Here is a 6,397-nt window from a genome sequence, read left to right on the forward strand (position 1 = left end):
ACTGCTCCATAGACGATGAAGATCCCTGTGGGAGCTGGCTTGCCTGCGATGGCGGAGTGTCAGCCAATCCATCTGGTACTGATACACCGTAATCGCAGGCAAGCCAGCTCCCACATTCGATTGTGTTGATTCAATGGGTTTGCAGGTTATGCATGATCGGTTTCAGCGCCGGATACAGCTTCAGGTACTGGTCAAACGCACGGTCATAGGCCTCGACATGTTCCGCCTTGGGCTCCGCCCGAAGTTCCAGCTGCACCCACCCCTTGTCCATCTGCCCATCACTCACCCACCCCACCGTATGGGCTGCCAGCAAAGCCGCGCCCAGGGCCGCTTCCACTTCCTGCACGATGGTGTACACCGGGTAGCGTGTGACATCCGCGATGATCTGCATCCACAGGTCCGAATGGCTCGCGCCGCCGACCACGATCAAGCGCGGGTCCAGCGACTGCGCGCCGCGCGTGCCTGCTTCGATGTTGTGGCGCAGGGCAAAACTCACGCCCTCCAGCACCGCACGGTACAGGTGGATGCGGCTGTGATAGAGGTTCAGCCCGACAAAACTGCCGCTGGCGCGGTCATCCCACACCGGGCTGCGCTCGCCCATCAGGTACGGCAGGAACAGCAAGCCCTCGCTGCCCGCCGGAACCTTCGTCGCGGCCTGCTCCAGCAACGCCAGGCTGTCCTGGCCGGTGGCCTTGGCCTGTTGCTCTTCAGCCTGGCAGAACTGCTCGCGAAACCAACTGACCGACGCCCCGGCGGTAATCGCACCGCCAAAGATGTACAGGTCGCGGTGCCCGTTGTAGACGTGGGGCATGCTGACCAGACCGTGGCGCGCATCCACCTGCTGGTTCAGATAACCCCAACACATGCTGGTGCCGATCATCGCCACATGGTTGCCCGGCTGGGTGACACCCGCCGCCAACGTGGCCATGGCCGCATCGACGCCACCGGCCAGCACCGGCATGCCCGTCGGCAAGCCCAGGCGCGTGGCCCAGTGTTCCTGCAAACCGCCCACGACGTCACCGGCATGCACCAGCCGCTGCGGCATCATCGCCCGCGCAATGCCCAATGCATCGAGCATTTCGCCCGACCAGTTGCGCGCCTGCACATCGTAGACCCCGCCGATATTGCCGGCGCTGCTGTGGTCCACCGCCAGCTCGCCGGTGAAGCACCAGTTGATATAGCTGTTGGGCGGCAGCAGGTAGCGGGTGTCGGCCCACACCTGGGGCTGGTGCTGTTTGAGCCAGAGCATCTTGGTGAAGCCGTAGTAGCTGTCCACCGAATTGCCGGTGATCTGAAACAGGCGCTCCAGGTCCACGTGTTCACGCACCCAGGCCACCTGTTCGCCGGCGCGACGGTCCATCCAGATCAGACACGGGTGCAGCGGCGTCATCTGCGCATCCACCGCAATGCCCGAGCCACCGTACAGGCTACTGATGCACAACGCCTTGACCTGCGCCTTCGGCACGCCGGCCTTGGCCATGCACTGCGCCACGCAGGTCTCGACGGCGTCCAGCCAGACCTGCGGCCATTGCTCGGCCCAGCGCACCTTCGGGGTATCCACGCGATACCCCTGGCTGTGCTGGGCGATGATCTGTCCCTGACCATCCACCAGCAGTGCCTTGGTGCTCTGGGTGCCGATGTCGACCCCCATCACGTAGTCCATCTTCACACCACCGGCTTCAACAGCACCTTGATCGACTTGGTCGAATTGGCCAGGTCGAAGGCTTCGGCCCAGTCATCCAGCGGGAAGTCATGGGTGACGATGCCTTTGGAAGTGACCAGGCCGCGTTCGAACAGGTCGATGGCAATCGGGTAGCAATACGGGCCAAGGTGGGCGCCGCGCACGTCCAGTTCCTTGCGGTCGCCGATGATCGACCAGTCGACGCTGGTTTCAGCGCCAAACACGCTGAACTCGACAAACCGCCCGAGCTTGCGAATCAGCTCCAGCCCTTGGGTCACGCCCGCCGGTACGCCGGTGGTTTCGATGTACACGTCGCAGCCGTAGCTATCGGTGAGGCCGTTGATGATCTCGCGGGCATTGTCCCGGGCCGGGTTGATCACCACATCGGCGCCGAATTTTTTCGCCAGTTCCAGGCGCTCGTCGACCATGTCGATCACCACCAGCTTTTTCGGGGTTTTCAATGCCGCCACCTGCACCATGCACAGGCCCAGGGTGCCGGCACCGGCGATCACCACCACGTCATCGAGTTGGATATCGCCACGGTTGACGGTGTGGATCGAGCAGGACATCGGCTCCACCAGCGCCGAATCTTCCAGGGATACCGATTCAGGAATCTTGTGCACGATGGCGGTCTTGGGGATGCGCATGTACTGGGCCATGCCGCCTTCGGCCACTTCACGCTGGAAGCCGAAGATATTGTGCACTTCGCACATCCAGTACTTGCCCGACTTGCAGAAGCGGCACTTGCCGCACGGCACGATCTGTTCGGCGATCACCTTGTCGCCGACCTTGACCTCGAAGTGCTCTTCGGCGCCCTCGCCCGCCTCCACCACATACCCGAAAAATTCATGGCCCGGTACCACGGGCGCCTTGACCCACGGGTTGTCGCCGCCCCAGAACATCGCCGCGCCCGAGTGGCACTTGCAGTCACTGGCGCAGATGCCACACGCGGCGATACGGATCACCAGTTCATGGGCGCGCGCCTTGGGTTTGCTGATGTGTTGCAGACGGTAGTCTTTGGGGCCGTGGCAGACGACGGCTTGCATTTCAGTGTGCTTGTCCATGGTGTTCGGTCCTGTTCTTGTAAGAGGTTTAACGATGGCGCTGACGGCTGATAAAGATCGCCAGCAAAATGATCCCGCCCTTGATCACGCTCTGGACGTAGGGCGAGACCCCGAGCATGTTCAGTCCGTTGTTCAGTACGCCCAGCAGCATGGCGCCGAGCAAGGTGCCGACGATGACCCCGCGCCCGCCGGCAATCGACGCCCCGCCCAGTACCACGGCGGCAATCGCGTCCAGCTCGAACGACACACCGGCATTCGGCTGGCCGCTCATCAGGCGCGAGGTCAGCACCAGCCCGGCAATCGCCGCCGTGAGGCCGCTGATGCCATACACCAGCAACTTGAAACGCGCCGCGCGCACGCCCGACAACCGCACCGCCTCTTCATTGCCGCCGATGGCATAGATGTAGCGGCCCACGCGGGTGTGCTGGAGCAGCACATAGGCGGCCAGATAAGTGACCAGCATGATCAGGATCGGCACTTCGATGCCGAACAGGCTCTGGCGCCCAAAAAAACCGAACCACTCCGGCAGCCCCGAGATCGGGTAGCCATCGGTGTACATCAGGCCCAGGCCACGGGCGATGCCCATGGTCGCCAGCGTGACGATGATCGGCGGCATATGCAGGTAGGCGACGAACAGGCCGTTGCCGATACCGAAGGCCACGCCGATCAGCATCCCGGCGCCAATCGCCAGGCCTGGCGGCAGGCCGGCGACCATCAGGCCAGCCGTGAGGGTGCCGGACAGCGCCATCACCGGGCCCACCGACAGGTCGATGCCGCCGGTGAGAATCACGCAGGTCATGCCCACGGCGATGATCGCGTTGATCGACACCTGGCGCGCGATATTCGACAGGTTGCTGGTGGTCAGGAAGGTGTCGCTGGCAAGGATCATCACCAGGGTGACCACCACCAGCCCGACAAAGGGATAGAACGCCGGCGAACGCACCAGCCGCGCCAGGTTCAGGCGCAGGCGGCCCGTGCCTGCGGCGTTAATGGACATATTCACTTGAGCCCCCTGTTGCATGGCGCATGACCTCTTGAGGATTGACGGCAGACGCCTCGAGTACCTTGACGATGGCGCCCTTGTGGAACACGGCGACGCGGTCGCACATGCCGATGACTTCGGGCAATTCGGAAGAAATCATGATGATCGCGTAGCCCTGTTCGGTGAGGCTGCGCATCAGCGCGTAGATCTGTGCCTTGGCGCCGACGTCGATGCCACGGGTGGGTTCGTCGAACACCAGCACGTCGCAGTGGTGGTTGATCCAGCGTGCGATCACCACCTTCTGCTGGTTGCCGCCACTGAGGTTCAGCACCCGGCTTTCGCCGCTGGGCGCCTTGATCGACAACTGCTTCATCAAGCCCTCGACACTCGCGCATTCGCGACCCTTGTCGATCAGGCCCGAGGCATTCTGGTATTTGGGCAGGTTGTTCAGGGAGATGTTTTCGCGAATGCTGAAATCGGTGATCAGCCCTTCGCTCTTGCGGCTCTCCGGCAACAGGCCGATGCCATGGGCCAGGGCCTGGGCGGGGTCATCGAGGCTGACTTTTTCACCGCGCAGCCACACCTCCTTGCTCACCGACGGCAGTGCGCCCATCACCCCCAGCGCCAGCTCCGTGCGGCCGGAACCGACCAGGCCGGCAAAGCCGAGAATTTCGCCCTTGTGCAATTGGAAGCTGTTGTGGGGGCCGTTGCGCACCAGTTGGATATCCTTGACCTCCAGCACCAGCGGCCCGCGCTCGGTGACCGGTTTGGGCGGGAAACTGCTTTCCAGCCGACGCCCCACCATCATTTCCACCAGGCGGTCGATATCGCTGTCGGCCACGTCTGTCACACCCACATTGCCGCCATCGCGCAGCACGCTGATGCGGTCGCACACCTGGAAAATCTCCTCCAGGTGGTGCGAGATAAAGATCACCGCCACGCCCTGGCGCTTGAGCTCGCGCATGATGTCGAACAACAGCTCGGCTTCACTCGGCGTGAGCGTCGCCGTCGGTTCGTCGAGCACCAGCAGGCGCGCGTCCAGGGCCAGGGCCTTGGCGATCTCGACGAACTGCTGCTCGGCCACGCTCAGGTGCCTGACCGCGCATTGCAGGTCGATGCTTACCCCCAGGCGCTTGAACAGGGCCTCGCTGGCTTCGACCATCTCGCGCTTGCGCAACAGGCCGAAGCGATTGCTCAGCTCATGGCCGAGGAAGATGTTTTCCACCGCCGTAAGGTAGGGAATCAGGCTGAATTCCTGGAACACGATGCCGATGCCGGCGGCGATCGCATCACGGTAGGTCGCAAACTGCTGCGCCTGACCATCGATCAGGATCTGCCCTTCGTCCTGATGCTCGACACCGCCGAGGATCTTCATCAGGGTCGATTTGCCCGCACCGTTTTCACCGAGCAAGGCATGGATCTCGCCGCGTTCCACTTGCAGGTTGATGGACTTGAGGGCCTGCACCCCCGGGTAACGCTTACAGATATTTTCCAGCTTCAGAAGACTGCTCATACCGCCGACCCCGTGCTCAGAAGAATGACCTGGGCCCCACGATTGGCGTGGGGCCTGGGCGACTTACCAGCTGAAGTCCTTGGCCTTGGCCTGGTCGATCAAGGTGATGTCCACCGGAATGGTGGCGGGCACTTGCGAGCCCCAGTGCTTGGCCAGGGCGATGCCCAGGGCCAGGCGGATCTGGTCGCGAGGGTATTGGGCCGAGGTGGCGATGAATTTGCTGCCCGGTTTCTGGATCGCCTTGATCGCTTCCGGCGCGCCGTCGACGCTCACCAGTTTCACGTCCAGGCCACTGGCTTCGATAGCCGACAGCGCGCCGAGGGAGCCGTTGTCGTTGACGCTGAAAATGCCCTTGAGGGTGGGCTGGGCCTGCAGCATGTTTTCGGTGACGGTCAGCGCCTGGTCACGTTCCTGCTTGCCGTTCTGGATGCTGACGATCTTGATGTCCGGGTGCTTGGCCACGGCTTCCTTGCAACCGCGCACGCGCTCGAGGATCGGCACCACGGCGATGCCATCGAGGATCGCGATGTTGCCTTTGTCGCCGATGTTTTTGGCCAGGTATTCGCAGGCCTGGAAGCCGGCGTCGAAGTTTTTCGAACCGACGAAGGCGTCCAGCGGGCCGTCGGCCTGGGCGTCCACCGCGACCACCACCACGCCGGCGGCATGGGCGGATTTGACCGCCGACTGCACGCCCACCGAATCCGTGGGGTTGATCAACAGGATATCGATGCCCTTTTGCAGCATGTCTTCGACATCGCTGACTTGCTTGGACACATCGTGGCGGGCGTCGGTGACGATCAGCTTCGCGCCGATGGTCGCGCCGGCCTGTTCCAGCGCGTCTTTCATCGTGACGAAATAAGGGTTGTTGATTTCCTGGAAGGAGGCGCCGATGCGCAGCGGCTTGGCGGCGTCGGCAAAGGCCGGGGAAGTAGAGCCGAGGGTGATGCTTACAGCCAACAAACACAGGGTTTTCGGAAGCATTTTCATGGCGTGGGTCTCTGTTTTGTTTTTATTGTTAGAGCAAATGTTATCGTTAACATTTTGTGGAAAGCTAACAAGGAAATTGGAGGGGCGCAAGTCTCCGTTGGTCGGCCTTGGGTGAATATCCGTTGCTGCGGTCACGGCGGCTTATGGTTCCGCTCTTACAGCGGGTCACT

The 6,397-nt window shown here is 62.5% G+C and carries 5 protein-coding genes; all 5 read right to left on the reverse strand.

Features of this window, described 5'->3' with window-relative positions:
* Positions 1–130 precede the first annotated feature (130 nt).
* The 5 genes from ACW9IN_RS29880 to ACW9IN_RS29900 all read right to left on the reverse strand — a co-directional run bounded on the left by ACW9IN_RS29880 (position 131) and on the right by ACW9IN_RS29900 (position 6,227).
* Positions 131–1,663 carry an FGGY-family carbohydrate kinase gene (locus ACW9IN_RS29880; protein WP_457369213.1) on the reverse strand — a complete coding sequence of 511 codons (1,533 nt, stop codon included), beginning with the start codon at positions 1,661–1,663 and terminating at the stop codon, positions 131–133.
* Positions 1,664–1,665: 2 nt separating this feature from the next.
* Positions 1,666–2,745 (reverse strand): alcohol dehydrogenase catalytic domain-containing protein, encoded by a 1,080-nt coding sequence (locus ACW9IN_RS29885; protein WP_457369214.1) that lies wholly within the window; start codon positions 2,743–2,745, stop codon positions 1,666–1,668.
* A gap of 28 nt (positions 2,746–2,773) precedes the next feature.
* On the reverse strand, positions 2,774–3,766 hold the full coding sequence (locus tag ACW9IN_RS29890) for an ABC transporter permease (protein ID WP_457369215.1): 993 nt from the start codon (positions 3,764–3,766) through the stop codon (positions 2,774–2,776).
* A complete protein-coding gene (locus tag ACW9IN_RS29895; RefSeq protein ID WP_457369216.1) occupies positions 3,732–5,240 on the reverse strand; it encodes a sugar ABC transporter ATP-binding protein in 1,509 nt (502 codons plus the stop codon). The genes ACW9IN_RS29890 and ACW9IN_RS29895 overlap by 35 nt, the downstream gene beginning before the upstream one ends.
* A 63-nt stretch (positions 5,241–5,303) precedes the next feature.
* Positions 5,304–6,227, reverse strand: a complete 924-nt coding sequence (locus ACW9IN_RS29900; protein WP_457369217.1) for a substrate-binding domain-containing protein — start codon at positions 6,225–6,227, stop codon at positions 5,304–5,306.
* Between the last annotated feature and the right edge of the window lie 170 nt (positions 6,228–6,397).

Source organism: Pseudomonas sp. SDO5271_S396 (genome assembly GCF_054071795.1).

Coding starts and splice junctions, on each gene's coding strand:
- ACW9IN_RS29880 (WP_457369213.1), bottom strand. CDS start 1,663: ATGGACTACGTGATGGGGGTCGACATCGGCACCCAGAGCACCAAGGCA.
- ACW9IN_RS29885 (WP_457369214.1), bottom strand. CDS start 2,745: ATGGACAAGCACACTGAAATGCAAGCCGTCGTCTGCCACGGCCCCAAA.
- ACW9IN_RS29890 (WP_457369215.1), bottom strand. CDS start 3,766: ATGCAACAGGGGGCTCAAGTGAATATGTCCATTAACGCCGCAGGCACG.
- ACW9IN_RS29895 (WP_457369216.1), bottom strand. CDS start 5,240: ATGAGCAGTCTTCTGAAGCTGGAAAATATCTGTAAGCGTTACCCGGGG.
- ACW9IN_RS29900 (WP_457369217.1), bottom strand. CDS start 6,227: ATGAAAATGCTTCCGAAAACCCTGTGTTTGTTGGCTGTAAGCATCACC.